Source organism: Streptomyces sp. A2-16 (genome assembly GCF_018128905.1).
In the GTDB taxonomy this organism is placed as follows: Bacteria; Actinomycetota; Actinomycetes; order Streptomycetales; family Streptomycetaceae; genus Streptomyces.
On sequence record NZ_CP063808.1, the window covers coordinates 7,832,623 to 7,859,144 of the forward strand.

Here is a 26,522-nt window from a genome sequence, read left to right on the forward strand (position 1 = left end):
GAAGGGCATCCGCCGATCATGAACGTCCGCCGCAGCGCCGCGGTCCTGGCCGCCACCGTCGTGATCGGCACGGCCACGCCCGCCGTCGCCGCCTCACCGTCCCCGTCGCCCTCCCTGCCCTCGGGGCTGTACGGCAGCGGCGACCCCACCTACGACGGGGTCTGGCGGCAGTCGTTCGCGCTCATCGCCCTGCACCGGGTGCACGTGGAGCCCGCGGCCGCGGCCGTCGACTGGCTGGCCGGGCAGCAGTGCGAGAGCGGCGCGTTCCCGGCGTTCCGCGCCGACCCGGCCAAGGCCTGCGACGCCAAGCTGATGGTCGACACCAACAGCACGGCCGCGGCCGCCCAGGCCCTGTCCGCGGTCGGCGGGCACGGCACCGCGGTCACGAAGGCGGTGAACTGGCTGAAGTCCGTCCAGAACAAGGACGGCGGCTGGGGCTTCGCCCCCGGCGGGGCCAGCGACGCCAACTCGACGTCCGTGGTCATCGGCGCGCTCGCCACCCAGGACGTCCCCGTCTCGAAGATCCGCGCCGGCGCCGAGTCGCCCTACGACGCCCTGCTGAAGCTGTCCCTGCCGTGCGCCGACGGGGGCGCCTTCGCCTATCAGCCGGACAAGAAGGGCAAGCTCAGCGCCAACGCGGACGCAACGGCGGCGGCCGTCGTCGCCGCGCGCGGAACGGGCCCGCTGACGGCGAAGGCCGGCACCACGAGGGAGAGCACCTGCACCGACGCACCGGACCTCACCCCGGAGAAGGCCGCGGCCAACGGAGCCTCCTTCCTCGCGGGCGCGGTCGCGAAGGACGGCTACCTGAAGTCCGTGCTCCCCGGTGCCGAGAACCAGCCCGACTACGGCAACACGGCGGACGCGGTCGTCGCGCTCGCCGTGCAGGACGGTCCCGGGGCCGCGCGCAAGCCCCTGGCGTGGCTGGAGCGGAACTCGGCGAAGTGGGCCCGGCAGAACGGCCCGGCGGCCTACGCCCAGCTGATCCTCGCCGCCGAGGCGGCCGGCGCCGACCCGGGCGACTTCGGCGGCACGGACCTGGTGAAGCGGCTGGCCGCCACGGGGCCGGCGCCGGCCACCACGTCCCGGGACGACGACTCCGGCACCGACTCCGGCACCTCCGTCTGGTGGATGGTCGGCGCGGGTCTCGCCGCCGGGGCGGGCATCGGCTTCCTCCTGAGCAGCCGCAACAAGAAGAAGCAGCCGTGACCCGCCGAGCGGTCGTCCTCTCCCTCCTGACGGGCCTGTTCCTCGCCACGACGAGCCCGGCGCAGGCCACCGGGTACCGCTACTGGTCCTTCTGGGAGCACACCGGCACGACCTGGACCTACGCCACCCAGGGCCCCTCGACCTCGGTCCCCTCCGACGGAGACGTCCAGGGTTTCCGCTTCGCGGTGAGCGAGGACTCGGCGGACGCGACGAAGCCCCGCGGGCCGGCGTCGTTCACGGGGATCTGCGCGGACACGCCCGCGCGGGACGGCCGCAAGCGAGTGGCCCTGGTCCTCGACTTCGGCACGGCCGCGGACGCCCCGTCCGGCGAGACACCCCCGGCGCGCCGCACGGAGTGCGCGTCCGTCCCCCGGGACGCGACCACGGCGGAGGCCCTGGCATCCGTCGCCGAACCCCTCCGGTACAACACGAACGCCCTGCTGTGCGCGATCTCGGGCTACCCGGCGGCGGGGTGCGGCGAGCCGGTGGCGGAGAAGGGGACCGGCGCGGGGAAGGAGGCGGGTCCGCAGAAGAGCGGATCGGACTCCGGGCCGTCCGTGGGCCTGTTCGCCGGGGCGGGGGCGGTCGTGATCCTGGGCGCGGCGGCGGTGTGGCAGACGAGGCGGCGCAGGAATGCCCCGTAGGTCCGTGCCGCCCGCGTCACCGCACCCCGGGGCCTGGTGGCTGTGGTCCCTCTGTCTCGGGGTCGCGGCCACCCGCACCACCAACCCCCTCCTCCTCGGCCTCCTCATCGCCGTCTCCGCCTACGTGGTGGCCACCTGCCGCCGCCCCTCCCCCTGGTCCCGCTCCTACACCGCCTTCGTGAAGCTGGCCCTGGCCGTCCTCCTCATCCGTCTCGTCTTCGCCGTCGCCCTCGGCTCCCCGATCCCCGGCACCCATGTGCTCGTCACGCTCCCCGAACTCCCCCTCCCCGACTGGGCCCAGGGCATCCGGCTGGGCGGCAGGGTCACCGCGGAGTCCCTCGTCTTCGCCCTCTACGACGGCCTGAAGCTCGCCACCCTCCTCATCTGCGTGGGCGCGGCGAACGCCCTAGCCAACCCGCACCGGCTCCTGAAGTCCCTCCCCGGGGCCCTCTACGAACTCGGTGTCGCGGTGGTCGTGGCCCTCACCTTCGCCCCCCATCTCATCGCCGACGTGCAACGCCTGCGCGCCGCCCGTCGCCTGCGCGGCCGCCCGGACAGCGGGATGCGCGGCCTGCTGCAGGTCGGACTCCCGGTCCTGGAGGGCGCGTTGGAGCGCTCGGTCGCCCTCGCCGCGGCGATGGACGCCCGCGGTTACGGCCGTACGGCCGAGGTCCCGCCCGCCGTCCGCCGTACGACCACCGCGCTCACCCTCGGCGGACTGCTCGGCGTGTGCGCGGGGACGTACGGACTCCTCACCGCCGAGGGCGGCACCTACGGCGTCCCCGTCCTCCTCGCCGGTCTCGCCGCCGCCCTCGCGGGCCTGCGGCTGGGCGGCCGCCGCACCCCGCGCACCCGCTACCGCCCGGACCGCTGGACCACCCGGTCCCTCCTGATCGCCGGTTCCGGCGCGGCCGTGGCGACGGCGATGTTCCTCGCGGGCGCCACCGATCCGGCCGCCCTGCACCCCGGTGCGGTGCCCCTGGTCGCCCCGGCCCTGCCGCTGTGGCCTGCGGCGGCCGTCCTGCTCGGCCTGTTGCCGGCCTTTCTCGCCCCCGCCCCCACCTCCGCCTTCGAGGAGCCGTCGTCGTGATCCGCTTCGAGGATGTCTCCGTGACGTACGACGGGGCGGCCGAACCCACCGTCCGGGGCGTCGACCTGGAGGTGCCGGAGGGCGAACTCGTGCTGCTCGTGGGCCCGTCGGGGGTCGGCAAGTCCACGATCCTCGGCGCGGTCAGCGGGCTCGTGCCGCACTTCACCGGCGGCACCCTGCGCGGCCGGGTCACCGTGGCCGGCCGCGACACCCGCACCCACAAGCCGCGCGAACTGGCCGACGTGGTCGGCACGGTGGGCCAGGACCCGCTGTCGCACTTCGTGACGGACACGGTGGAGGACGAACTCGCCTACGGGATGGAGTCGTTGGGCCTGGCGCCGGCGGTGATGCGCCGGCGGGTGGAGGAGACGCTGGACCTGCTGGGCCTGGCGTCCCTGCGCGACCGCCCCCTCGCCACCCTCTCCGGCGGCCAGCAGCAACGCGTCGCGATCGGCTCGGTCCTCACCCCCCACCCCGACGTCCTGGTCCTGGACGAGCCGACCTCGGCCCTGGACCCCGCGGCGGCGGAGGAGGTCCTCGCCGTACTGCAACGCCTGGTCCACGACCTCGGCACCACGGTCCTCATGGCCGAACACCGCCTGGAACGCGTCATCCAGTACGCCGACCGGGTCGCCCTCCTGGCGGCCCCGGGCGCACAGCTGAGGGTGGGCACCCCGGCCGGGATGATGGCCGTCTCCCCGGTGTTTCCCCCGGTGGTGGACCTGGGCCGCCTGGCGGGCTGGGACCCCTTGCCGATGACGGTCCGGGACGCTCGGCGTCGGGCGGGGGACCTGAGGGAGCGACTGGCCGGGCGGGCACCGAAGGAGAACGCGTCCGCGTCCGCAGTCGCCGACAGCGGGACCGCCCCACAGGGGCCACCCGCGGTGGACCACGGCACCCGCACGGACGGTGCGGGTGGGAGCAAGGGCACGCCCCGCCGAAGGCGGGCGTTCCGCAGGCACCCCGCCCCGGCCGCGCCCACGCCGCCCACCGCCCACCTCGCCGACGTCACCGCCCTCTTCGTCCGCCGAGCCCACATCAGGGCCCTGAACCACATCGACCTCACCGTCCGCCCCGGCGAGACCATCGCCCTCATGGGCCGCAACGGCGCCGGAAAGTCCACCCTCCTCAACACCCTGGTCGGCCTCGTGGCACCCTCCGCCGGAACAGTCCTCGTCGGCGGCGCCCCGCCCCACCGCACCACCCCCCGCGACCTCGTCCGCCGCGTGGGCCTCGTCCCCCAGGAACCCCGTGACCTCCTCTACGCCGACACGGTCGCCGAGGAGTGCCGGGCCGCCGACCAGGACGCCGGAGCGGCACCCGGCACCTGCCGCGCGCTGGTCGGCGACCTCCTCCCCGGCGTGACCGACGACACGCACCCCCGCGACCTGTCCGAAGGCCAGCGGCTCGCGCTCGCCCTCGCCGTGGTCCTGACCGCCCGCCCACCCCTGCTGCTCCTGGACGAACCGACCCGCGGCCTGGACTACGCGGCGAAGGCCCGTCTCGTCGGCCTGCTCAGGGAGCTCGCCGCCGACGGTCACGCGATCGTGCTGGCCACCCACGACGTGGAGCTCGCCGCCGAGCTCGCGCACCGGGTGATCCTGCTGGCCGAGGGCGAGGTGATCGCCGACGGCCCGGCGACGGACGTCATCACGTCCTCCCCCTCGTTCGCCCCGCAGGTCAGCAAGATCCTCGCCCCGCAGCGGTGGCTCACGGTCGGCCAGGTGCGAAGGGCCCTGTCATGACCCGAACCCCGGTCACCAGCAGCCCCCCGGCCGGGCCCCGCGCCCCGCTCACGACCCGGGCGGTCCGGCTCGGCCCCCGCTCCCTCGTCACCCTCGCCCTGGTCAGCGCCGTGGGCGTGGTCGCCTTCGGCTGGCCCTTCCTCGCCCCGCCCGCCTCCCAGGTCGGCACCCACACCCAGGACGCTCCCTGGCTCTTCGCCGGACTGCTGGTGCTCCTCGTCGCGGTGGTCGCCGCGGCGCTCGCGGAGTCGGGCCTCGGCCCCAAGGCCGTGGCGATGCTCGGCGTGCTCGCCGCGACCGGCGCCGCGCTCAGGCCGATCGGCGCCGGTACCGCCGGTATCGAGCCGATGTTCTTCCTGATGGTGCTCAGCGGCCGGGTCCTCGGCCCCGGCTTCGGCTTCGCGCTCGGCAACGTCACGATGTTCGCGTCCGCCCTGCTCACGGGCGGGGTGGGGCCGTGGATGCCGTTCCAGATGCTGGCGATGGGCTGGTTCACGATGGGTGCGGGCCTGCTGCCGGTGCCGGCCCGTGCGCGGGGCCGTACGGAGGTCCGGCTGCTGGCCGGCTACGGATTCCTCGCCGCCTTCGCCTACGGCACCGCGATGAACATGGCCGGCTGGCCCTTCATGGGCGCCCTGGCCTCGGGCATCGCCTTCGACCCGCACGCCGGGGTCCCCGCCAACCTGGCCCGATTCGTCGCGTACTGCCTGGCCACGTCCCTCGGCTGGGACCTCGGCCGGGCCCTGGTCACCGTCGTCCTGACACTCACCCTCGGGCCGGCCCTGCTCAGGGCGCTGCGCCGGGCCACCCGCCGTGCCGCCTTCGAGGCCCAGGTCACATTCGAGGGGCCCGAGCGGTGAAGCGCCCCACATGACCCAGCTCACCTACTAAAGGGAACAGTAGGAACAATTCAGACATATCGTCCAGCGCGCACCCCCTCTGACCTGCGCTTTGAGAGCCGGATCACACAGGCGGCCTTTCCCGGCGATTCGACCACAACTAGTAAAAGGGGTCATTGCGGACGCCTGGCGAGCCTGTTTCTCTGGACGACGTCGCACGGCGCCGACAAGCCCACGGGCCTCGGCGCCGACGCATGTCCCCCGGGACAGCGAGCGACACCACCGTCCCCGAAGAAAAGGTTCTCCGTGTCCGTCTCCCGTATCGCCCGCCGCATCGCTTCCCCGAAGAAGGCCATCACCACCGTCGCGATGGCCGCCGCCACCGCCGGCCTGGTCCTGACCGCGGCGCCGGCTCAGGCGGCCACCACCAGCTCGTCCACCCAGGCCAAGGCCATCGCGCACAAGATGATCCCGAACGCCGCGCAGTACGCCGCGTTCAGCAAGATCGTCGAGCACGAGAGCGGCTGGGACGTCAACGCGACGAACTCCTCCTCCGGCGCCTACGGCCTGGTCCAGGCCCTCCCGGGCTCGAAGATGGCCTCCGCCGGCTCCGACTGGAAGACCAACGCCAAGACCCAGATCAAGTGGGGCCTCGACTACATGAACTCCCGCTACGGCAGCCCGACCGGCGCCTGGGCGTTCTGGCAGGCCAACGGCTGGTACTGAGCCGCCGCACGCCTCACCGCCGTACACCCGGAAAGAACCGATCGTCACCGCCGTACGGCGTCGAAGAACCGCACCACCTGGGGGGCCGACACCACCGCCGAGCCGAAGTGGTCCACGGCCCCCTGATCGACCACCCGCACCCTCGCTCCCTGACCTGCGAGGGTGCGGGCGCATGTCCGGGTGTTGCCGACGGGCACGTCGGTGTCGCCGTCACCGGCGTACAGCCGCACCGGCACGGGCGGTTTCCAGTCGCAGGTGCGGTCGGCGGCGCGCATCGCGTCCAGCACGGCGCCGGACGGGTGCCGCAGCCGCTCCTGGAAGGCGGGCGTGAGCAGCCGCTCCACCGAGGGCGCGAGTCCCTTCACGACCTCCTCCTGCTCGTGGCTGCCGTCGAGGAGGCTCTCGACCCGGCCCGCGTAGGGCGCGCGGAACGCGTCGGATGGGTCCTTGTAGAGGGGGTGCAGGCGGTTCTGCGCGACCAGCCAGTACGCGATGTACAGGACCCCGCTGGTGTCGTTGACCCGGCCGTCGAACAGGGCGGGCATCTCCTGGCCCTCCAGGTCGTACGGGCCGCTGACCGGCGCGAGCGCCCGGAGCCGGAAGTGCCGGTCCGCACCCCCGTCCAGGGCCTTGCCGAGCGCCATCGCGACCTGGCCGCCCTGCGAGAACCCGGTCGCGTACACGTCCCCGGTGAGCGGACGGCCGAGCCGGTCCGCGGCCGCCCGGGCGGCACGCAGCATGTCCACGGAGGCCGTCACCGACGAGGCGGTGTCCATGTACGGGTGGAACCCCGGCCCCCCGCCGAGGCCGAGGTAGTCGGGGGCGACGACCGCGCGGCCCGCAGCCGCGTTGAGATACGACGGCACCCGTCCGAAGTCCTCGCTCGCCGAGGGCGCGTAGTCGCGGTCGACCATCGTGCCGTGGGTGTCGGAGACCAGGTCGAGCCGGTGGGCGCCGCCCTTGGGGAGCGTCAGCAGCCCGGTCGCGGTGGTGGGCTCGCCGTGCGGGCCCACGGTCCGGTAGGTCAGCCGGTACGCCCGTAAGCCGTACCGGACCACGTCGGCGTCGACGCCCTGCTCGGCCAGGAACGACCTGACCTGCCCGGCGCCCCGGTCGGCGACCGGTGTGACGGAGACCAGGTCACCGCGTGACGTCCGATGCGCGTGCTCACCGGCGGCCGCCGCCACCGGGGCCGCGGCGAGACCGGCGAGCAGCAGGGCCGCCGCTCCGGCGAGCACCTTCCGCGTCCGCCGACTCGCCCGTTCTCCTCGGTGTTTGCGCGTCTCATCACTCATGTCCGCGACGCTACGGACGCGCGGTTCGCGCCGACATCCGAGACTCCCCCGCTTCCGTGGTGGACTTGGGTGCACCCTGCCCGTCCGGCCGTCCGGAGACTCGATGAGCGAACAGAGCAGCACCGGCACGAAGCCGGCCGACGACCCCGAGGCACGCGGACTGCGCCTGGTGGCCGTGCTGTTGGGGCTGACGGTGGTCAGCGGACTGATCGACGCCGTCAGCTATCTCGGCCTCGAACACGTCTTCACCGCGAACATGACCGGCAACGTGGTCGTGCTCGGGTTCGCCGCGGCCGGAGCACCCGGCTTCTCGGTGGCGCACACACTGACCTCGCTGGGGTCCTTCGTCGTGGGCGCGGCGGCGGGCGGCCGGGTCGCCGTACGGCTCGGCTCCGGCTCCCGCCGCACCTGGGTACGGCGCACCCTCGCCACCGAGGCGCTGCTCCTCGGGGTGTCGGCCGTGGTCGCCTTCGTCGCGCCCGACGCCACGGCCACCGTGTACACCCTCATCGCCGTCACGGCCTTCGCGATGGGCCTGCGCAACGCCACGGTCCGCGGGCTCGGCATCCCTGACCTGACGACGACCGTGCTGACCATGACGCTGACCGGTCTCGCCGCCGACTCCCGGGCCGGCGGCGGCCCCGGCACCCGCTCCCCACGCCGTACGGCGTCCGTGGTCGCGATGGTCGCCGGGGCCGGGCCGGGCGCGTGGCTGGTGCTCCACCACGGCCTCGCGATCCCGCTGGCGGTCGCGGCAGGAATGGTGGCCCTGCTCGCGGTGACCGCCTCGGGGCGCGAGTAGCCGTTCTACTTCGCGAGGAAGGACAGCAGCGCCGAGGTGACCTCCTCGGCGTGGGTCCACAGCAGGCCGTGCGGCGCGCCCTCGATCTCGACGTACTCGGCGGAGGGCAGCAGCGCGTGGAAGGGCCGGCCGGTCGCGTCGATCGGCAGGATGCGGTCGCCGGTGCCGTGCAGGATCAGCGCCGGGACGTCGATCTTCGCCACGTCCGCGCGGAAGTCGGTGATCCAGGTCGGCACGCAGGCCACCGACGCGTGCGCCGAGGCACCCGCCGCCACGTTCCAGCTGCCGCGCACGGCCGCCTCGCTGATCCGGCTGCCGAGCGTCTCGTCCAGGTTGTAGAAGTCCTGGTAGAAGGCGTCGAAGTAGGCGTAGCGGTCCTTGGTGACGGCCTCCAGGATGCCGTCGAACACCGACTGGTCCACGCCCGTCGGGTTGTCGTCGGTCTTCAGCAGGAAGGGCTCAAGGGAGGCCAGGAAGGCCGCCTTCGCGACCCGGCCCGAGCCGTAGGTGCCCAGGTAGCGGCCCACCTCGCCGGTGCCCATCGAGAAGCCGACGAGGACCGCGTCGGTCAGGTCCAGGGTGGTGAGCACCTTGTCGAGGTCGGCGGCGAAGGTGTCGTAGTCGTAGCCCGTGGTCGGCTGCGAGGAACGGCCGAAACCGCGGCGGTCGTAGGTGATGACCCGGTGGCCGGCCTCGAGGAGCGCGGGCAGCTGCTTCTCCCAGGAGTGGCCGTCCAGCGGGTAGCCGTGGATCAGGACGACCGGCTGGCCGGTGCCGTGGTCCTCGTAGTAGAGCTCGATCGGCGCGCTGTTCTCTTCGCCAACGGTGATGTACGGCATGTGGGTTCTTCCTCCTTGGACGGGGACTCCAGCACACCAGGCGCGGCCCATGGTCGCCAGGCAGAAGTACAGGCGGAAGTAGGGAGCGCTTGTTCTAATTGTCATGATGACCAGTCACGTTCACGAGATACCGCACCCCGACGGTCCCGCCGGCGGCACCGCCTTCGGTGTGATGCTGCGCTCCCTGCGCCGGGCCGCCCGGCTGACCCTGGAGGAGCTGTCCGAGACGTCCGGGGTGAGCGTCCGCGCACTCGGTGACCTGGAGCGCGGCCGCAGCCGGGGGCCGCAGCGCCGTACCGTCGACGCGCTCGCCGGCGCCCTGCGGCTCGCCGCCGAACAGCGCGAGCGCCTCCAGCGGCTGGCCGACACCGGCCGGGAACGCGGCGGGGCACCGCCCGCGCCGTACCTGCTGCGGACCGTTGCGGACTTCACCGGCCGGGAGCAGGAGCTGGCGGACCTGCAGACGCTCGCCACCGGCACGCGCACGCGCGCGGCGGTGCTGTTCGGGCCGGGCGGGCAGGGCAAGACGACCCTGGCGGCGGAAGCGGTGCGCCGGCTCGCCGGAGCCTTCCCGGACGGCACCGTCTGCGTCCAGCTGCACGGCATGAGCGACACCCCGCTCCCGGCCGCCGAGGCGCTGGTCCTGCTGCTGACGGCACTCGGCCACCCGCCCGACCGGATCCCGGTCGACCCGGTCGCCCGCGAGGCCGTCTACCGGGCCACGCTCGCCGGCCGGCGAGCACTGGTCGTCCTCGACGACGCGGTCGACGAGGCCCACACCCGGCCCCTGCTGCCGGACGCCGAGGGCAGTTTCGTGCTGGTCACCAGCAGACGGCCGCTGGCCGGCCTCGAAGGCGTACGGCGGATCAGGCTCGGCGGGCTCAGCGGCGGCGAGTCGGCGCGGCTCCTGGAGCGGATCCTCGGCGCCCCGCGCACCGACGGACAGTCCGAGGCGATCACCCGGCTGACCGAGCTGTGCGGCCATCTCCCGCTGGCCCTGCGGATCGTCGGCAACCGCCTCTCCAGCCGCCCGGGCTGGACCCCGGCCCGGCTGGTCGGCCATCTCGCTGACGAGGGGCGCCGGTTGAGCGGCCTGGTCGCGGGCGACCTCGCCGTACGCAGCGCGCTCGCCCTCTCCTACGGCCAACTCACCGAACCGCACCGGCTGTTGCTGCGCCGACTCGCCCTCGTCCCCGGCCACGACACCGGGCCCGACCTCGCCGCCGTCCTGACCGGCAACGATCCCCTCACCACCGAGGACTCCCTGGACCTGCTGGTCGACCGGGGTCTGCTGGAGGAGACGGCATCCGGCCGGTACGCGCTGCACGATCTCGTACGGCTCTTCGCGCGGGAGCAACTGGCCGCCGAGGAGACGGAGTCGGCGGCCCGGGAGGTGCGGCTGCGCATGGCGGACTGGCTGTTGCGGTCGGCCTCGGCGGCGGGGCGGCGGTTCGAGGCGCCGGGCGCGCCGGAGCCGTGGCCGGGCGAGACCGCGGCCTTCTCCCCCGAGTCCGCGGAGGAGGCGGAGGAGTGGCTCACCGCCGAACGCGCGAACTGGGCGGGCGCCCTGCCGGTGCTGTTCGCGGCCGACCGGCACGAGGAGATCCTGCGCGTCTCGCGCACCCTGTACTGGTTCTCCGACCGCTGGTGCCTGTGGCCCGAGTGGCGGACCCTCTTCTCCCACGGCGCCCGGTCCGCGGCCGCCCTCGGAGACCGGGCGGCCGAGGCCCATCAGCTCAACTGCCTCGCCTGGGCCCACTCCGTCGGCGCCTGCCGGTACGCGGAGGCCGAGCAACTTGCCCGCCGGGCGCTGGAGTTGGCCTCGGAGACCAGTGACGTCGACCAGCAGGCCTGGGCGTGGTCGTACATCAGCGGGGCCTGTATGGGGCAGGGCCGGCCCGCGGAGGCGGCGGAGGCGGCCGCCCGGGCCACCCGGCTCTTCGAGACCACCGGGGACTCCACCGGCAAGGCGGTCTCCCAGCGCGTCCTCGGCACCGCGCTGCGCGAGTCCGGACGCGCCGAGGAGGCACTGGCCCTGCACCGGGCCCTGCTCGGCACGCGGCCCGGGGACGTGCCCGGCCTCGGCGAGTTCGTCGCGGCCCTGCTGCGCTGCGAGACGGCCAAGGACCTGCTGGCGCTGGAACGCTGGTCCGAGGCGGCGGAGGCCTTCCGGGCCGTCGGCACCCCGTCCGCCCACGCCGGCATCGACCGCCTCCGGGCCCACACCTCGCTCGGCCTCGCCACGGCCCTGGAACACCGCGGCGACCCGACCGAGGCCCGCGAGCTCTACCGCCGCGCCCACGCCCTCTTCACGGAGTTCGGCGACACGACCTCAGCGAAGGAGGCGGCCTCCGGCCTCGAACGGCTCGGACCGATCGACTGAGGCGGGCGGGGAGGCTCCGGGCAGCCGCCGCAAGGCCGCGGCAAGGGGGGAGGCACGGAAGCGTGGCGGGCCCGCCGTGACAGCCCGCCGCGCTCGCCACGCAGCGGCCGCTCGAAGACCCGGAGGGAAACCCCGGCACCCCTGCCGAGAGCCGCCCGCCCGGAGGCCCGCAAGGAACCGGCAGCCCGCCGGAACAGTCGCCGCACGAAGGGCAGCGAGGTCGCGCTCGTCGTCGTCGGTCCGCCCTGCCGTTGGCCGGCCGCCTCCGTCTGCGGTGAGTCGGCCGTGTCAGGGCCGTATCGGCGTCGCTCAGTCCAGCTCGACCGTCACCCGGTGATCCGGTCGTCCGTCCTTCGCCAGCATCGAGTGGGTGCCGGCCACCGCCTGGTACAGCCGCATCCCGGAGTCACCGCGCACGTCGTCGAGGGTCCAGACCCGGCCGCCGTGACCGAGCGAGCGCCGGGAGAAGACCTCCAGCGCGCTCTCCGAGGCCGCCCTGTCCACGAGCTCGGCGGCGCGGGCGGACATGTACACCCCCTGCCCGGTGCCGATCCCTGCCGACGAGTCGAACACCGCGATGCCCACCTCGGGCCGCACCGCGATGTTCCGCGAGTGGGTGACGTCCGGAGCGGACACCCAGAAGAACTCCCGGTACTCCACATGCGCGAAGCAGACCGGCGTGCTCCAGGGCCGCCCCTCCGCGTCCGCGGTGGCCAGCACCAGGTACCGGCTCGCGTCGACGATCCCGCGCGCATTGTCGGCCGTGGGCCTCATGTCAGCGGCTCCTGCGGTACGTCAGCGCGAAGTCCGTCTCCCACGCGGCCGCCCCGTCCTTCGACCGCTCCCAGACACCGTCGATGCGATCGCCGTCGGCGCTCAGCCGTCCGGTGAAGCGCTGCCGGAAGGACAGCGGGGAGAAGTCCTCCTCCTCGCGCAGCAGCCGCCACACCTCGCCGTCGAAGGTCATCGCGTACAGCCGTACGACACCCCGCGAGTCGAAGTAGTGCTGGGTGTACGCCCCCGTCTCCGGCTCGACCGACACGATCGCCGTGCTCTCCGGCGCGGGGCTCGGCGCCTGCGTGCGCTGGACCAGGAACTGCCCGTCCAGCGCCCACTCGAAGACACTCCGCCCGGCTCCCACCGCCTGCCCGGGGAACTCCGCCTCGACCACCCACTCCCCGGCCAGCACCCGCAACCGCTCCAGGGCTTCCTGCCGCGCCGTCGCGCCCATCGCGACCACCTCCTCGCAGTCAGGACCGCGGAGGAGGCGGAAACTCATCGGCACGCGGCGTCACGCCTGCGCGGCGACACCCGCCTCCTTCGCCGCCCGGTGGGTTCTCCACTCCTTGCGGAAGAAGTACCCGCGCAGGACCGCGATCGCCAGGAACAGCAGGCCGAAACCGCCCCGGCCCAGGCCCCCTGCCGTGATGAACCAGTAGAGGGCCAGGCCGGAGAAGAAGAGGCAGATCCCGATCATGATCGGTTCGCGGACGTGGAAGGGCAGGGCACGCAGGAGCACATTGATCAGCACGGGCCAAGTTGACCAGTACTCATCAAGACCGGTCTACAGCCGCTGGATGATCGTCCCGGTCGCCAGCGCGCCGCCCGCGCACATCGTGATCAACGCGAACTCCTTGTCCGCGCGCTCCAGTTCATGCAGCGCGGTGGTGATGAGCCGGGCCCCGGTCGACCCCACCGGGTGCCCGAGCGCGATCGCGCCGCCGTTGACGTTGACCTTCTCCAGGTCCTGTTCGAAGACCTGGGCCCAGCTGAGCACCACGGACGCGAAGGCCTCGTTGATCTCGACGAGGTCGATGTCCTTGAGGGTCATGCCCGCCTTGCCGAGCACCGCGCGGGTCGCGTCGACCGGACCGTCGAGGTGGAAGTGCGGGTCGGCGCCGACCAGCGCCTGCGCCACGATCCGGGCCCGCGGCTTCAGCTTGAGCGCCCGCGCCATCCGCTTCGACGCCCACATGATCGCCGCGGCGCCGTCGCTGATCTGGGACGAGTTGCCCGCCGTGTGGATCGCCGTCGGCATCACCGGCTTCAGGCCGGCCAGCGCCTCCATGGACGTGTCGCGCAGCCCCTCGTCCCGGTCGACGAGCCGCCACATGCCCTGCCCGGCCCGCTGTTCGTCCTCGGTGGTCGGCACCTGGACCGCGAACGTCTCCCGCTTGAAGCGCTCCTCGGACCAGGCGGCGGCCGCCCGCTCCTGGGAGATCAGGCCCAGCGAGTCGACGTTCTCCCGGGTCAGCCCCCGGCGCCGCGCGATCCGTTCGGCCGCCTCGAACTGGTTGGGCAGGTCGACGTTCCACTCGTCCGGGAACGGCTTGCCCGGCCCGTGCTTCGACCCCGAGCCCAGCGGTACCCGGGACATCGCCTCGACACCGCAGCTGATGCCGACGTCGATGACCCCGGCCGCGATCATGTTGGCAACCATGTGGGAGGCCTGCTGGGAGGAGCCGCACTGGCAGTCGACCGTGGTCGCCGCCGTCTCGTACGGCAGCCCGACGGTCAGCCAGGCCGTGCGCGCGGGGTTCATGGACTGCTCGCCGGCGTGGGTGACCGTGCCGCCGACGATCTGTTCCACCGCGTCGGCGGGGATGCCGGCGCGGCCGAGGAGCTCACGATAGGTCTCGCCCAGCAGATAGGCGGGATGCAGGTTGGCGAGCGCGCCGCCGCGCCTGCCGATGGGAGTGCGGACGGCTTCGACGATCACGGGTTCGGCGGCCATGGGTGCGGGTCCTCTCCTCCGAACGGATCCCTGGAACTAGTACGTGTTCTAGTTAGCGCGTTGCCTGCAGTTTGCTGACGATCGGGCCGCCACCGCAAGGGTCTTGCAGGCAATTGGGGCCTCCGTGCCCCTTGCCTCTTGTAGAACCCGTTACTACCTTCACGGCAGCTCTGTTCCTGATGAACCGTCAGAAAGCTCCCAGACAGCTGGAGTGAGTTGCCGATGACCTGTCCAGCGCTTCCCGACGGGTTCGACTTCACCGACCCCGACCTGCTGCAAAGCCGCGTACCGCTGCCGGAGTTCGCCGAACTGCGCCGGGCCGAACCGGTGCGCTGGATCCCCCAGCCGGGCAACGTCGCCGGCTTCCAGGACGAGGGGTACTGGGCGGTCACCCGGCACGCGGACGTCAAGTACGTCTCCACGCACCCGGAGATCTTCTCGTCGACCCTCAACACGGCGATCATCCGCTTCAACGAACACATCGAGCGCGACGCGATCGACGCCCAGCGCCTGATCCTGCTCAACATGGACCCGCCGGAGCACACCAGGGTCCGCGGGATCGTCCAACGGGTCTTCACTCCCCGGGCCATCCGCGCCCTGGAGGAACGCCTGCGCAACCGCGCCCTCGCGATCGTCGAGACCGCCCGCACCCTGCCCGGCGACTCCTTCGACTTCGTCACCCAGGTCGCCTGCGAACTGCCCCTCCAGGCCATCGCCGAGCTCATCGGCATCCCGCAGGACGACCGGGCGAAGATCTTCGACTGGTCCAACAAGATGATCTCGTACGACGATCCGGAGTACGCGATCACCGAGCAGGTCGGCCAGGAGTCGGCCATGGAGGTCATCGCCTACGCGATGAACATGGCGGCGGACCGCAAGCAGTGCCCGGCCAAGGACATCGTCACCACGCTCGTGGCCGCCGAGGACGAAGGCAACCTGAACTCCGACGAGTTCGGCTTCTTCGTGCTGATGCTGGCGGTCGCGGGCAACGAGACGACCCGCAACGCCATCACGCACGGCATGCACGCCTTCCTCACCCATCCCGACCAGTGGGAGCTCTACAAGGCTGAGCGCCCCTCGACGGCGGCCGAGGAGATCGTCCGCTGGGCGACCCCCGTCAACGCCTTCCAGCGCACGGCCACCCAGGACACCGAGCTCGGCGGCAAGCAGATCAAGAAGGGCGACCGGGTGGGCATCTTCTACGCCGCCGCCAACCACGACCCGGACGTCTTCACGGATCCGGACGTCTTCGACATCACCCGCGACCCCAACCCGCACCTCGGCTTCGGCGGCGGAGGCCCGCACTACTGCCTCGGCAAGTCCCTGGCGGTCCTGGAGATCGACCTGATCTTCAACGCGATCGCCGACGCCATGCCGAACCTCCGCGCGGCCGGCGACCCGCGCCGACTGCGCTCGGCCTGGATCAACGGCGTCAAGGAACTCCAGGTCACCCTCGGCTGACCCGCCCCGGGCCTCGCGGGCCGACGGCCTTCCCGAGCCGCCGGCCCGCCCCGGCCGTCCGTACGCCCGGGGTCGGTCGGGCGCCGTGCCCGGGCGCCCGGGGCTGCGCGTCCCGTCGTACGGCATGCGCCGCAGGCGCCTACCGCTTCGCCAGCTCGCGTTCCTCCTCGGCCTCCGCCGCCGCGGCCACCGTCCGGGCCCGGGGCCCCTGGAACAGATACGACAGCCCGAAGCCGCCGGCGACGACCGCCGCCCCGCCCACCGCGTCCAGCACCCAGTGATTGCCGGTGGCCACGATCGCCGACACGGTGAAGAAGGGATGCAGCAGTCCGAGCGCCTTCATCCACCACCTGGGCGCGACGATCGCGATGACGACCCCGCACCACAGCGACCATCCGAAGTGCAGCGAGGGCATCGCCGCGTACTGGTTGGTCAGCGCGGTCAGCGTGCCGTAGTCCGGCTTGGAGAAGTCCTGCACGCCGTGCACGGTGTCGATGATCCCGAGGGCCGGCATCAGGCGCGGCGGGGCGAGGGGGTAGAGCCAGAACCCGACGAGGGCCAGCAGGGTGGCGAACCCCAGCGAGGCCCGGGCCCACCGGTAGTCCACCGGTCGCCGCCAGTACAGGACGGCCAGCACGCTGAGCGGCACCACGAAGTGGAAGGACTCGTAGTAGAAGTCGAAGAAGTTCCGCAGCCAGTCGACCTTGACCACCGCGTGGTTGGCCCAGTGCTCGATGTCGATGTGCAGCAGACGCTCCAGATCGAGGATCTGCTGACCGTGCTTCTCCGCGGTGGCCCGCCCCGCCGAGTTGCTGCCCCCGGTCGCCGCGAGTCTGACCTGCTGGTAGGCGGCGTAGGTGACACGAATCAGCAGCAGTTCGAGGAGCAGGTTCGGCCGGGTCAGCACCCGCCGCAGGAACGGCAGCAACGGCACGCGCCGGAACCTCGTCGGCACCGGAGCGGCGTACCGCGTGGGGATCGGCGTCCGGTAGTACGGCGAGGTCCGCGGCAGGAAGGGAATCACCGTGGCGGCGGCGAGCGCGGCCAGCAGCACCATGTTGTCGCGCAGCGGGTACAGCGCCGCGATGTGCGGCAGCAGCATGCCTGCCGGCAGGGTCATCACCACGACGACGGCGACCGGCCACACATACCGGTCGGAGGCCCGCTTGCCGACCCGCCCGACGACCGCGAGCAGCACCCACAGCAGCTGGTGCTGCCAGGTGGTCGGCGACACGGCGATCGCCGCGCACCCGGTGATCGCGACGGCGAGCAGCAGCTGGCCGTCGCGCGCGTAGCGCACGGCCCGGCGCACGCCCAGCGCGGCGACGGCCGCCCCGAGGGCCAGGAAGAGGGAGATCTCCGGCGGCCCCGTCATGCCCAGGCGCAGCAGCAGGCCGTGCAGGGACTGGTTGGCGAGGTCGTCGGCGGCGCCGCCCAGGCCGGTGCCGGCGATGTGGTGCACCCAGTAGGTGTACGAGTCGTGCGGCAGCGCGGCCCAGGCGAGCGCGGTGCTCCCGGCGAAGGTCGCGCCCGCGGTCAGGGCGGCCCGGCGGCGGCCGGTGAACCAGAGCAGGGGCGCGAAGAGCAGGACCGTGGGCTGGAGGGCGGCGGCGAGACCGACGAGCAGGCCGCCGACCCGCTCCTCCCGTACGGCGAAGCAGGCGACGAGGACCAGCAGGACCGGGATGATGCTGGTCTGCCCGAGGTAGAGCGTGTTACGCACGGGCAGCGACAGCATGAGGAGGCTGATCGCGACGGGCGCGGCGAACAGAGAGGTGCGGCGGCCGACCGGCCGGGGCAGGGCGCGGGCGACGACGAGGCCGAGGGCGACGACCAGGAGCAGGGTGCCGAAGGTCCAGCCCCAGCCGAGGGCCTGTTCGGCGGCACGGGTGAGGGGCTTCAGGACAAGTCCCCCGAACGGGGTACCGGTGAACTGCGTCGAGTCGTACAGGGAACCCTTCACATGCAGGACGCCGTCCGGGCCGACCCAGGTCTCCAGGTCCGTCAGCCGCTCGCCTCTGGGGGTGCTGAGGACGACGGCGACCTGTCTCGCGGCGAGGACGGCCGCCACCAGCCACAGCGCGAGCCTGGCCGCGCGCAGTCGCGCCTGGATCTCGGTGGTCCCACTGTCCGCGTTCGCCACGCCTCGTGGCCTCCCGTCCCGCTCGTCCACGGTTCCGTGAGGGGGGACGCAGGCAACCCCCCATTCACCTGACGTGCGCCCACCTTTTGTCCGAATGACGATAGTCCGCCCCGGGTGCCGTCGCGTGCGCAGGCGCGAGATGGATCACATGCGTGGCGGGAAGACGCGTCCGTGACCAGGCACGGGGTACCTGCATACAGCACGTTTATGTACGTTCCGCGACCGGACTTGTGCCGCACGTGAACCCGGCAAGTCCCCCTATGGTCGTTTTTTGCCCTTGTCCCCGTCGAAAGGCAGGCGAGCGAAGTTTTGCCGAGTGCCCCCGCCCCCTCCTCCCCCGCCCCCGCCCGTCCCGTCCGCGCCTCTCGCGGTCCCGACACCGCCGACGCCGTCACCGTCGACCCGGCCCTGGTGAAGCGTGCCGTGAAGGCAGCCGCGCTGGGCAACGCCATGGAGTGGTTCGACTTCGGTGTCTACAGCTACATCGCGGTCACCCTGGGCAAGGTCTTCTTCCCGTCCGGCAGTGCGACCGTCCAGCTCCTGTCCACCTTCGGCGCCTTCGCCGCGGCCTTCTTGGTCCGCCCGCTGGGCGGTCTGGTCTTCGGCCCGCTGGGCGACCGCGTGGGCCGCCAGAAGGTCCTCGCCGTGACCATGATCATGATGGCGGCCGGCACCTTCGCCATCGGCCTGATCCCGTCGTACGCCACGATCGGCGTCGGCGCCCCGCTGCTGCTCCTGGCCGCCCGTCTGGTCCAGGGCTTCTCGACCGGCGGCGAGTACGCGGGCGCGTCCACCTTCATCGCCGAGTACTCCCCCGACAAGAAGCGCGGCTTCCTCGGCAGCTGGTTGGAGTTCGGCACGTTGGCCGGTTACATCGCCGGCGCGGGCCTGGTCACCCTGATGACGGCCCTGCTGTCCACCGAGGACCTGGTGTCCTGGGGCTGGCGGATCCCGTTCCTGATCGCGGGCCCGATGGGCGCCATCGGCCTCTATCTGCGGCTGCGCCTGGAAGAGACCCCGGCGTTCGCGGCCGAGGCGGAGAAGGCCGAGTCGAGCCGCCCGAAGGTCCCGCTGCGCGAGATGATCACCGGTCAGTGGCGGGCCCTGCTGCTCTGCGTGGGCCTGGTCCTGGTCTTCAACGTCACCGACTACATGCTGCTGTCGTACATGCCGAGCTATCTGACCAGCGAGCTCAAGTACGACGAGACGCACGGCCTGCTGGTCGTCCTCGCCGTGATGGCACTGATGATGGTCGTCCAGCCCTTCGCCGGCGCGCTGAGCGACCGCGTCGGCCGCCGCCCGGTGATCGCCGCGGGCTGCGCGGGATTCCTGCTCCTGTCGGTACCGGCCCTGCTGCTGATCCGCCAGGGCAGCCTGCTCGCGATCGCGCTCGGCATGGGCGCGCTGGGCCTGCTCCTGGTCTGCTTCACGGCGGCGATGCCGTCCGCACTGCCGGCGCTGTTCCCGACCCGGGTGCGCTACGGCTCCCTCTCGGTCGGCTTCAACGTCTCGGTGTCCCTCTTCGGCGGCACGACCCCGCTGGCGGTGACCGCGCTGATCGGCGCGACCGGGAACATGATGATGCCCGCCTACTACATGATGGCCGCGGCCGTCGTCGGCGGTGTGGCGGTGTGGTTCATGACGGAGTCCGCGGGCCGGCCGCTGCCCGGCTCACCGCCTCAGCGGTAATTCCCTGACAGGAGTCGGGAGCACACCTATATTCATTAGCGCAACTAGTTAGCTGACCTAACTAGGCTTATGAAAGGCATAGGTGTATGAGCGAGTCGCAGTTCTGGGACGACGTCGACGACTACTTCACCGCCCACCTCGCCCCGGAGGACGAAGCACTCCGGGCGGCCTTGCGCGACAGCGAGGCCGCCGGTCTCCCGGCCATCGCCGTCACGGCGCCGCAGGGCAAGCTCCTCCAGCTCCTGGCCCAGATCCAGGGCGCCCGCACGATCCTGGAACTCGGCACGCTCGGCGGCTACAGCACGATCTGGATGGCCCGCGCCCTGCCCGCCGACGGCCGCCTGGTCTCACTGGAGTACAGCCCGAAGAACGCCGAGGTCGCGACCCGCAACCTCGCCCGCGCGGGCCTCGACAAGGTCGTCGAGGTACGTGTCGGCCCCGCCCTGGAGTCCCTCCCCCGGCTGGCCGACGAGAACCCGCCCCCCTTCGACCTCGTCTTCATCGACGCCGACAAGGCCAACAACCCGCACTACGTGGAGTGGGCGCTCAAGCTCACCGCCGCGGGCAGCCTGATCGTGGTGGACAACGTCGTACGGGGCGGCCGGGTGGCCGACCCCGACAACCCCGCCCCCGACGTCCGGGGCACCCGCACCGCGCTCGAACTGATCGGCCGGCACCCGAGGCTGAGCGCCACGGCCATCCAGACGGTGGGCAGCAAGGGTTACGACGGTTTCGCGCTGGCGCGGGTGCTGTCCTGACCCGCGGCGCTCAGATCTCGTGGTAGAAGCCGACGTTGACGCTGCGCGGGGCGGTGCGGTCGCGGATGACGATCTCTCCGTTGCCGCCCCGGGGCAGGGTCACGGAGCCGCCGTACACCAGCGGCTGCGCGTAGGCGCCGGCCACGAGCTGCACCTCGGACGAGGGATCGGGCTGCGAGCCCTGGAGCCAGGTCACCTGCCAGACGCCCTCGGGCCCGCACAGGAACTCCAGATGCACCCGGGAGACGAACAGCCAGTCGTCGGGGGTCGCGAGCCGGCACACGGACTTGTCCCGGCCCACCCGCAGCACGGTGCCCGGGTCACTGGGCGCGTCGGCCATCTGCATCCCGGCCGTGGCACCCTCCTCCGCCGCGGTGACGACGGCCATGGTGAGTTCGAGCACGTGCGCTCCTCCTGAAGGTTCCTTGCGCGGCAACCCCGTTGACCTGCCGCCGCCGCATGATAAATCGCCCGGCACGGCGGTGTCCGGCGCAAGGCACGCAAGACCGGCCTGCCGCCCGAGTCCGGGCGACAGGCCGGTCGTACGCGTGAACGAGGCGTCAGCTGTGCAGCAACCGCTCCGTCAGTTCGCGGTAGTCCCGCAGTGCCAGCCGGAGTTGCTCGGTGTCACCGGCGGCAACGGCCTTGTCCTGGCCGCCGTCGCCACCCTGCCAGGAGTTGCGCAGGGTGTGCCGACGCTGCTTGACGGCGTCGGCGAAGCGGGCGGCGACCTCCTCCAGCACATGGTCGGCCTCCTCGACGGCGGAGCGGGGCTCGTCCACGAACCCGGCCACGGCGTGCTGGAGCCGCATGCTGAGCTTGTCGGACTCCTCGTGCGGCAGCAGCCGCGCCTCACGCCCGTGGGATCCGCCCACGCCGGGTCCGACACCTCCCACGCCATCGGAACCGGCGTCGCCCCCCCGCCCGTTCTCACGGCCGAGACCGGAGGTCTTGTCACGCTCTGCGGCACCGAGACCGGAGGTCTTGTCACGCCCGGCGGCACCGAGACCGGAGCTTTCGTCACGACGTGCGGCACCGAGACCGGAGCCCTCGTCACGACGTGCGGCACCGAGACCGGAGCCCTTGTCGCCGCCGACCGCCGGGTCCGGGTCTCCGGCGAAGCCGCCCTCACCGCCGGTCTCGGGGTCCCGCCGCTCACCGCGAGGCGTACCCGCCGCACGGTCGAGGTCCGGCGCCTCGGTCTCGGTGGGCGTCACCAGGGGGCTGTGCGAACCCGCGGGGTCGTTGCCCGTGCCCCTGCCGATCTTTCCCGCACCCCGTGCCCCGTCGGCGCCCGGCCTGCTCGTGGCATCCGTCATGTCGCTCAACTTCCCTTCGCGTGACGCCTGTTGGTTGCCCACGGCTGGTGGCCCCGGCTGTCGGTGCGACCGTCACGGGGCCGGCCCGCACTCAGGTGGGACTCGTCGGTGGGTGTCCGGGACTCCTCGCGGCTGCTCGGCGGGCCGACGAGGTCCTCGAAGAGGGCCCGCGCCTCGACCATGGCGGCGCGCATGTCCTCGGTGTCGGTCCGGCCGTCGCCGTCCTGCCGGGTGTTCGCGCCCGCACCGGCCACCACGTGCACCCGCCGGTAGCCGTGGACGTGGTGCGCGTGATGCACCGACAGCGCGTTGAACTGTTCCTCGTACTGCCCGCCGCCGGGGAAGCCCCGGGCCTCGGCGAGCTCGGCGAGCAGCCGGTCCGCCTCGGCGACGGCCTCTCGGGGCGAGTCGACGAAGCGTTCCTGGGCGGCCGTCCAGCGGTCTTCGTACCGCTGGCGCTCCGCCGCTTCGAGCGGCTGCTCGCGCAGGGATCCATGCCGCTCCACGCGTTCGGTGAGTTCGCGTTCGGCAGCCTTCTCGTCCCCGTCGTGCCGGGCCACGACACGGTCGTACTCGGGCCCGAAGCGACGCTTCAGGCCCCGGCCGTGCTGCGGACCCCGGCTACGCAGGGTCAGTACGGCCGCCACGACGAGGACGGCCGCCACGATCACGATCAGAGCGATGATCAGGCCTGTTGACATGCCAGCCGGGTTGCCGTCAACAATTAATTCAAACCACCTCCGCATATGTGTAGGCGACAATCAGGCCATGACCTGGACCGTCACCCCGGAGCCCCCCGACTCCCCCACGGCAGCGGCACTCTGGCGCGCCTACTACACGGAGGTCAGCGACCGCTACTACCTCCTCCACGAGAACCGCAGGACGGACCCGGTCGAGCTGGAGAGGGAGGTGGCCGGCCACACGGGCAGCGAACTGACCCCTCCGACAGGCCAGTTGCTGGTGGCCCGATACGCGGGCGAACCGGCCGGCACGGCGGGCGTGCGCCTGCGCCACGACGGGAGCGCCGAGCTCACCAGGGTCTACCTGCACAAGGAGATGCGCGGCAAGGGCGGCGCGGTGCTCCTCGTCGAAGCGGCGGAGTCCGCGGCCCGGGCCCTGGGCGCCACCTGCCTGCTCCTGGAGACCCGCAAGGACCTCACCGAGGCCGTGGCCCTGTACAGAAGGCTCGGCTACACGGACGCGGAGCCGTACAGCGACGACATCTACGCGGACCACACCCTGGGCAAGACGCTGTAGCCAGGACGGCCCGCGAGCCGCGTACGGACGCCCCCAGGTCGCCCGCCGTCACGTCACAGCCGAGCCGTACCGCCCTCGTGCGGCTGCTCCCGGTCCGACCCGCACAGCTCGTCGTTCAGGTCCTTCACCAGCTGCGCCAGATCGGTGGGCCGATCAGGCCCCCACCAGTCCCCCAGCAGCTCCCCCAGCGACGCCTCCCGAGCCGCCGCGAGCCGCTCCGCGACCTCCCGTCCCGAGTCGGTGAGCAGCAGATCCAGCCCCTCCCTGGTCGCCAGCCCGCGCTCCTCCACCTGCCGCGCCGCCTCGATGATCACGCTCAGCGGCACGGACGTGCGCTCGGCGAGCACCGCCGGCTCCGCCCAGCCGTACTTCCGCACCCGCAGCACCAGCCAGCTGGAGGCGGGCAGCAGGTCGTACCCGGCCCGCTCGGTGATCTCCCGGTAGATCTCACGCCGCCCCTCGCGGGTCCCGAGCACCGACAGCGCCCGGCACACCTCGTCGTACGACGACCGCTCCACGGGGTTGCTGGCCAGTGTCTCGGTGACGTCGGGCGCCGTGACCGACCCGCGCAGCCGGTCCTCCTTGAGGAACCAGGCGAGCACGAACCCGACGAACGCGACGGGCGCGGCGTAGAGGAAGACGTCGGTGATCGAGGAGGCGTACGCGTGCAGCGCCTCGGGCCGCAGGGAGCCCGGCAGCTCCGCGAGCCCGCGGGAGTCCGCCTCGAGCCCCGACACCGAGACTCCGGGCGGCAGTTGGGCCCCTCGCAGGGCCTCGGCCAGTTTGTCCCCGAGCCGGTTCGCGAAGACCGTGCCGAAGATGGCCACGCCGAAGGACGCCCCGATGGACCGGAAGAAGGTCGCACCGGACGTGGCGACGCCGAGGTCCTCGTAGGACACGGCGTTCTGCACGATCAGCACCAGGACCTGCATGACCAGTCCGAGCCCCAGCCCGAACACACAGAAGTACGCGCTCATCACCCAGGTGGAACTGGACTCGTCGAGCCGGTGCAGAAGCAGCAGCCCCAGCGTGGTGACCGCGGTCCCGGCCACCGGGAACACCTTCCAGCGCCCGGTACGGCTGACGATCTGCCCGGACACGGTCGAGGACAGCAGCAGCCCGAACACCATGGGCAGCATGTGCACACCGGACATGGTCGGCGAGACGCCCTGCACCACCTGGAGGAAGGTGGGCAGGTAGGTCATGGCCCCGAACATCGCGAACCCGACGATGAAGCTGATGACGGCGGACAGCGTGAAGGTCCGCACCCGGAACAGCTTCAACGGCAGCACGGGCTCGGCGGCCCGCCGTTCGACCGCCACGAAGGCGACCGCGAGCAGCGCCCCCAGCACCGCGAGCCCGACGATCTGGGGCGACGCCCACGCCCAGGTGTTGCCGCCCAGCGAGGCCACCAGCACCAGGCAGGTGGCGACGGCGGCGATGAGGAAGGTCCCCAGGTAGTCGATGACGTGCTTCGCCGACCTGCGCGGAATCCGCAGCACGACGGCGATCACGGCGAGCGCGACCACTCCGACCGGAAGGTTGACGTAGAACACCCACCGCCAGCTCAGATGCTCGGTGAACAGCCCGCCCAGCAAGGGCCCGAGCACACTCGTCGCCCCGAACACCGCCCCGAACAGCCCCTGGTAGCGCCCTCGTTCGCGCGGCGGGACGAGGTCGCCGACGATGGCCATCGACAGCACCATGAGCCCACCGCCGCCCAGGCCCTGCAGAGCCCGGAAGGCGATCAGCTGGGTCATGTCCTGGGCCATGCCGCACAGTGCGGAGCCGATCAGGAAGATCACGATCGCGGTCTGGAAGAGCCGCTTGCGCCCGTACTGGTCCCCGAGCTTGCCCCACAGCGGCGTGGCGGCCGTGGACGCCAGCAGATACGCGGTCACCACCCACGACAGGTGCTCCATGCCGCCCAGTTCGCTGACGATGGTGGGCAGCGCGGTGGACACGATGGTCTGGTCCAGCGCGGCGAGCAGCATGCCGAGGAGCAGGGCCCCGATCGAGACGAGGACGTTGCCGGACACGTGGTGCTCTCGCGCGTCTCGCACACCCTCCGTCATACCGTGCGCATCCGCGGCCATGAAGACCTCCCGAGCCTCTCCGTTACAGCTCCATCGTGATCGGTTTGATCGCTTATGGCCTGTTGAGTCCTGTTGGAAGCCGATATTCCGGGGGCTTCCGAAAGCCCGCTGTGGACGGGGTCTGCATAATCTCTGGAGTTTGTGAGGGGAGGGACGAACACATGGCGGAGTCGAACGGCCATCTGTGCCCGGAGTGCGGGGCACCGAGAGGGACCGACAACACCCCGTCCTGCGGGTGCACCCAGCGCGCGTCGGACGCGCTGCGGGACGCGCGTACGGCGGAGGCCGCCGCGGCGGAGGACTTCGATCCGTTGCGCATACGGCCGTACGTGGAGCTGGACGACGAGACCGCACCGGTGCCGCGGGTGCCCGCACCGGAGGTCACCATGCCGCTGCGTGCCGTGCCGCCCCGGCCGGATCCCACCGACCTGAGCCGGTTCGAGGCGACCGGGGCCCCGTCCGTCCCCGCCCGGACCGCCGAGGACAGGCCGCGCCGGACCCGGCGCCGGACCGTCCTGCTCGCCACGGCCGGAGCCGCGGTGACGGTGGTCGCCGCGGCCGGCTTGGCCAGTGGCCTGTTCACGTACGAGTCGCCCGCGCGGGACGCGGCGGCACCGCGGGACGTGCGTCCGGCCGTCCCGGACGCCCCGACCACCGCGGCGACGGCCTCGGCGTCCCCGTCCACGGCGGAGGTGTCCTTACGGCCACCCGCCGGACCCGCGTCGCCGACGGCGAGCGCGAGCCCGTCGACATCGGCCTCCCCGTCCCCGTCCAGGTCCAGCGCCGCACCGAGCCCGTCACTGTCCCCCGGGCCGACGGTCACCCCGACGGCGTCCGACGCCGCGTCGGACAAGGCGAACGGGTCCGACGCGGCCCGCGAGGCGGCTCCGCCGGTACTGCGGCGCGGCTCCGAGGGCCCGGAGGTGGTCGAGCTGGAACTGCGGCTCACCCAGCTCAACCTGTACACGAGGAAGGCGAGCGGCCACTACAACGAGGGCGTCGAGGACGCGGTGAACCGGTATCAGCGGGCGCGGGGGGTCCAGCCGACGCAGTACGGGGTGTACGACCTTGTGACCCGGGAGCGGCTGGAATCGGAAACGACGGAGCCGTAGGGGCGCGCTCGGGGACGGGACAGGTGGGCCTGGCTCCACCGAGGGCTGCCAACCTACGCGGAGCCGTAGGCGCGCGCTCGGGGTCGGGACGGGTGGGGCAGACCCCGCCGAGGGCTTCCACCGGACGCGGAGCCATAAGCGCGCGCCCGGGGACGGGGCAGGTGGGGCAGACCCCGCCGAGGGCTTCCACCGGACGCGGAGCTTAGGCGCGTTCTCGCACGGGGCAGGTGAACCCGGCCCCACCGAAGGGCTCCCCCGGCCACGAAGCCGTCTCCTCCGACGGGCTCCGACCGGCCCGGACGGGCTCACACCGGCCACGAAGCAACGGGCTCCGACCGGCCACCAAGCCACCTCCCCGAAGAGGCCCTCACCAGCCATGAA

At 72.5% G+C, this 26,522-nt stretch carries 24 protein-coding genes; 13 read left to right on the plus strand and 11 right to left on the minus strand.

Annotation, left to right across the window (positions count from 1 at the left end):
- The first annotated feature begins 18 nt into the window (after positions 1-18).
- From IOD14_RS35145 to IOD14_RS35170, 6 genes are all read left to right on the plus strand, one after another.
- Positions 19-1,209, plus strand: a complete 1,191-nt coding sequence (locus IOD14_RS35145) for a prenyltransferase/squalene oxidase repeat-containing protein (RefSeq protein WP_123988816.1) — start codon at positions 19-21, stop codon at positions 1,207-1,209.
- Complete coding sequence (locus tag IOD14_RS35150) at positions 1,206-1,853, plus strand: SCO2322 family protein (protein WP_123988817.1); 648 nt, start codon at positions 1,206-1,208, stop codon at positions 1,851-1,853. Before IOD14_RS35145 ends, IOD14_RS35150 begins: the two co-directional genes overlap by 4 nt.
- The gene (locus IOD14_RS35155; protein ID WP_123988818.1) at positions 1,843-2,943 is read left to right on the plus strand and encodes an energy-coupling factor transporter transmembrane component T; all 1,101 of its coding nucleotides are present in this window, start codon (positions 1,843-1,845) and stop codon (positions 2,941-2,943) included. The genes IOD14_RS35150 and IOD14_RS35155 overlap by 11 nt, the downstream gene beginning before the upstream one ends.
- Complete coding sequence (locus tag IOD14_RS35160) at positions 2,940-4,688, plus strand: ABC transporter ATP-binding protein (protein WP_212672433.1); 1,749 nt, start codon at positions 2,940-2,942, stop codon at positions 4,686-4,688. Before IOD14_RS35155 ends, IOD14_RS35160 begins: the two co-directional genes overlap by 4 nt.
- On the plus strand, positions 4,685-5,548 hold the full coding sequence (locus tag IOD14_RS35165) for an ECF transporter S component (protein WP_212672434.1): 864 nt from the start codon (positions 4,685-4,687) through the stop codon (positions 5,546-5,548). Before IOD14_RS35160 ends, IOD14_RS35165 begins: the two co-directional genes overlap by 4 nt.
- 285 nt (positions 5,549-5,833) lie before the next feature.
- Positions 5,834-6,253: a transglycosylase SLT domain-containing protein gene (locus IOD14_RS35170; protein ID WP_123988821.1), complete on the plus strand. Its 420-nt coding sequence runs from the start codon at positions 5,834-5,836 to the stop codon at positions 6,251-6,253.
- 44 nt (positions 6,254-6,297) lie between these two features.
- Here the strand turns inward: IOD14_RS35170 and IOD14_RS35175 are convergent, their stop codons facing one another.
- Positions 6,298-7,548, minus strand: a complete 1,251-nt coding sequence (locus IOD14_RS35175) for an alpha/beta hydrolase (protein WP_212672435.1) — start codon at positions 7,546-7,548, stop codon at positions 6,298-6,300.
- Positions 7,549-7,651: 103 nt separating this feature from the next.
- On the opposite strand from IOD14_RS35175, the gene IOD14_RS35180 reads away from it, so the two are divergent.
- A complete protein-coding gene (locus IOD14_RS35180; protein ID WP_212672436.1) occupies positions 7,652-8,350 on the plus strand; it encodes a YoaK family protein in 699 nt (232 codons plus the stop codon).
- Between the two features lie 5 nt (positions 8,351-8,355).
- Here IOD14_RS35180 and IOD14_RS35185 read toward each other — a convergent pair whose 3' ends face one another.
- Positions 8,356-9,189, minus strand: a complete 834-nt coding sequence (locus IOD14_RS35185) for an alpha/beta hydrolase (protein WP_123988824.1) — start codon at positions 9,187-9,189, stop codon at positions 8,356-8,358.
- Positions 9,190-9,292: 103 nt separating this feature from the next.
- On the opposite strand from IOD14_RS35185, the gene IOD14_RS35190 reads away from it, so the two are divergent.
- Positions 9,293-11,572, plus strand: a complete 2,280-nt coding sequence (locus IOD14_RS35190; protein WP_249126142.1) for a helix-turn-helix domain-containing protein — start codon at positions 9,293-9,295, stop codon at positions 11,570-11,572.
- A 309-nt stretch (positions 11,573-11,881) separates the two neighbouring features.
- Here IOD14_RS35190 and IOD14_RS35195 read toward each other — a convergent pair whose 3' ends face one another.
- Genes IOD14_RS35195 through IOD14_RS35210 form a run of 4 tightly spaced genes read right to left on the minus strand, consistent with a single transcriptional unit; the run spans position 11,882 to position 14,306 of the window.
- Positions 11,882-12,346 carry a pyridoxamine 5'-phosphate oxidase family protein gene (locus IOD14_RS35195; RefSeq protein WP_212672437.1) on the minus strand — a complete coding sequence of 155 codons (465 nt, stop codon included), beginning with the start codon at positions 12,344-12,346 and terminating at the stop codon, positions 11,882-11,884.
- Position 12,347: 1 nt separating this feature from the next.
- The gene (locus tag IOD14_RS35200; protein ID WP_212672438.1) at positions 12,348-12,803 is read right to left on the minus strand and encodes a hypothetical protein; all 456 of its coding nucleotides are present in this window, start codon (positions 12,801-12,803) and stop codon (positions 12,348-12,350) included.
- A gap of 60 nt (positions 12,804-12,863) precedes the next feature.
- Positions 12,864-13,103, minus strand: a complete 240-nt coding sequence (locus tag IOD14_RS35205; RefSeq protein WP_123988827.1) for a hypothetical protein — start codon at positions 13,101-13,103, stop codon at positions 12,864-12,866.
- A gap of 33 nt (positions 13,104-13,136) precedes the next feature.
- On the minus strand, positions 13,137-14,306 hold the full coding sequence (locus tag IOD14_RS35210) for a steroid 3-ketoacyl-CoA thiolase (protein WP_123988828.1): 1,170 nt from the start codon (positions 14,304-14,306) through the stop codon (positions 13,137-13,139).
- Between the two features lie 222 nt (positions 14,307-14,528).
- Between IOD14_RS35210 and IOD14_RS35215 the strand changes: the two genes are divergently transcribed.
- A complete protein-coding gene (locus tag IOD14_RS35215; protein ID WP_212672439.1) occupies positions 14,529-15,767 on the plus strand; it encodes a cytochrome P450 in 1,239 nt (412 codons plus the stop codon).
- A gap of 139 nt (positions 15,768-15,906) precedes the next feature.
- Here IOD14_RS35215 and IOD14_RS35220 read toward each other — a convergent pair whose 3' ends face one another.
- A complete protein-coding gene (locus IOD14_RS35220; protein WP_123988830.1) occupies positions 15,907-17,910 on the minus strand; it encodes a bifunctional glycosyltransferase 87/phosphatase PAP2 family protein in 2,004 nt (667 codons plus the stop codon).
- Positions 17,911-18,219: 309 nt separating this feature from the next.
- Between IOD14_RS35220 and proP the strand changes: the two genes are divergently transcribed.
- Together proP and IOD14_RS35230 are read left to right on the plus strand one after the other, a co-directional pair.
- Positions 18,220-19,599 carry a glycine betaine/L-proline transporter ProP gene (gene proP / locus IOD14_RS35225; RefSeq protein WP_249126143.1) on the plus strand — a complete coding sequence of 460 codons (1,380 nt, stop codon included), beginning with the start codon at positions 18,220-18,222 and terminating at the stop codon, positions 19,597-19,599.
- Positions 19,600-19,685: 86 nt separating this feature from the next.
- The gene (locus IOD14_RS35230) at positions 19,686-20,357 is read left to right on the plus strand and encodes an O-methyltransferase (RefSeq protein WP_123988831.1); all 672 of its coding nucleotides are present in this window, start codon (positions 19,686-19,688) and stop codon (positions 20,355-20,357) included.
- 10 nt (positions 20,358-20,367) lie between these two features.
- Here IOD14_RS35230 and IOD14_RS35235 read toward each other — a convergent pair whose 3' ends face one another.
- The 3 genes from IOD14_RS35235 to IOD14_RS35245 all read right to left on the minus strand — a co-directional run bounded on the left by IOD14_RS35235 (position 20,368) and on the right by IOD14_RS35245 (position 22,377).
- A complete protein-coding gene (locus tag IOD14_RS35235; protein ID WP_123988832.1) occupies positions 20,368-20,760 on the minus strand; it encodes a hypothetical protein in 393 nt (130 codons plus the stop codon).
- A gap of 157 nt (positions 20,761-20,917) precedes the next feature.
- Complete coding sequence (locus tag IOD14_RS35240; protein ID WP_212672440.1) at positions 20,918-21,676, minus strand: hypothetical protein; 759 nt, start codon at positions 21,674-21,676, stop codon at positions 20,918-20,920.
- 5 nt (positions 21,677-21,681) lie between these two features.
- Positions 21,682-22,377 (minus strand): hypothetical protein, encoded by a 696-nt coding sequence (locus IOD14_RS35245; protein WP_212672441.1) that lies wholly within the window; start codon positions 22,375-22,377, stop codon positions 21,682-21,684.
- A 67-nt stretch (positions 22,378-22,444) separates the two neighbouring features.
- On the opposite strand from IOD14_RS35245, the gene IOD14_RS35250 reads away from it, so the two are divergent.
- Positions 22,445-22,933 carry a GNAT family N-acetyltransferase gene (locus IOD14_RS35250; protein WP_212672442.1) on the plus strand — a complete coding sequence of 163 codons (489 nt, stop codon included), beginning with the start codon at positions 22,445-22,447 and terminating at the stop codon, positions 22,931-22,933.
- 53 nt (positions 22,934-22,986) lie between these two features.
- On the opposite strand, the gene IOD14_RS35255 is transcribed toward IOD14_RS35250, so the two are convergent.
- Positions 22,987-25,029: an MDR family MFS transporter gene (locus IOD14_RS35255; protein ID WP_212672443.1), complete on the minus strand. Its 2,043-nt coding sequence runs from the start codon at positions 25,027-25,029 to the stop codon at positions 22,987-22,989.
- 161 nt (positions 25,030-25,190) lie between these two features.
- On the opposite strand from IOD14_RS35255, the gene IOD14_RS35260 reads away from it, so the two are divergent.
- Complete coding sequence (locus tag IOD14_RS35260) at positions 25,191-26,141, plus strand: peptidoglycan-binding domain-containing protein (RefSeq protein ID WP_123988837.1); 951 nt, start codon at positions 25,191-25,193, stop codon at positions 26,139-26,141.
- Positions 26,142-26,522: the final 381 nt, after the last annotated feature.

Coding starts and splice junctions, on each gene's coding strand:
- IOD14_RS35145 (WP_123988816.1), top strand. CDS start 19: ATGAACGTCCGCCGCAGCGCCGCGGTCCTGGCCGCCACCGTCGTGATC.
- IOD14_RS35155 (WP_123988818.1), top strand. CDS start 1,843: ATGCCCCGTAGGTCCGTGCCGCCCGCGTCACCGCACCCCGGGGCCTGG.
- IOD14_RS35165 (WP_212672434.1), top strand. CDS start 4,685: ATGACCCGAACCCCGGTCACCAGCAGCCCCCCGGCCGGGCCCCGCGCC.
- IOD14_RS35175 (WP_212672435.1), bottom strand. CDS start 7,548: ATGAGTGATGAGACGCGCAAACACCGAGGAGAACGGGCGAGTCGGCGG.
- IOD14_RS35180 (WP_212672436.1), top strand. CDS start 7,652: ATGAGCGAACAGAGCAGCACCGGCACGAAGCCGGCCGACGACCCCGAG.
- IOD14_RS35185 (WP_123988824.1), bottom strand. CDS start 9,189: ATGCCGTACATCACCGTTGGCGAAGAGAACAGCGCGCCGATCGAGCTC.
- IOD14_RS35190 (WP_249126142.1), top strand. CDS start 9,293: ATGATGACCAGTCACGTTCACGAGATACCGCACCCCGACGGTCCCGCC.
- IOD14_RS35195 (WP_212672437.1), bottom strand. CDS start 12,346: ATGAGGCCCACGGCCGACAATGCGCGCGGGATCGTCGACGCGAGCCGG.
- IOD14_RS35200 (WP_212672438.1), bottom strand. CDS start 12,803: ATGGGCGCGACGGCGCGGCAGGAAGCCCTGGAGCGGTTGCGGGTGCTG.
- IOD14_RS35210 (WP_123988828.1), bottom strand. CDS start 14,306: ATGGCCGCCGAACCCGTGATCGTCGAAGCCGTCCGCACTCCCATCGGC.
- IOD14_RS35215 (WP_212672439.1), top strand. CDS start 14,529: ATGACCTGTCCAGCGCTTCCCGACGGGTTCGACTTCACCGACCCCGAC.
- IOD14_RS35230 (WP_123988831.1), top strand. CDS start 19,686: ATGAGCGAGTCGCAGTTCTGGGACGACGTCGACGACTACTTCACCGCC.
- IOD14_RS35240 (WP_212672440.1), bottom strand. CDS start 21,676: ATGACGGATGCCACGAGCAGGCCGGGCGCCGACGGGGCACGGGGTGCG.
- IOD14_RS35245 (WP_212672441.1), bottom strand. CDS start 22,377: ATGTCAACAGGCCTGATCATCGCTCTGATCGTGATCGTGGCGGCCGTC.
- IOD14_RS35250 (WP_212672442.1), top strand. CDS start 22,445: ATGACCTGGACCGTCACCCCGGAGCCCCCCGACTCCCCCACGGCAGCG.
- IOD14_RS35255 (WP_212672443.1), bottom strand. CDS start 25,029: ATGGCCGCGGATGCGCACGGTATGACGGAGGGTGTGCGAGACGCGCGA.
- IOD14_RS35260 (WP_123988837.1), top strand. CDS start 25,191: ATGGCGGAGTCGAACGGCCATCTGTGCCCGGAGTGCGGGGCACCGAGA.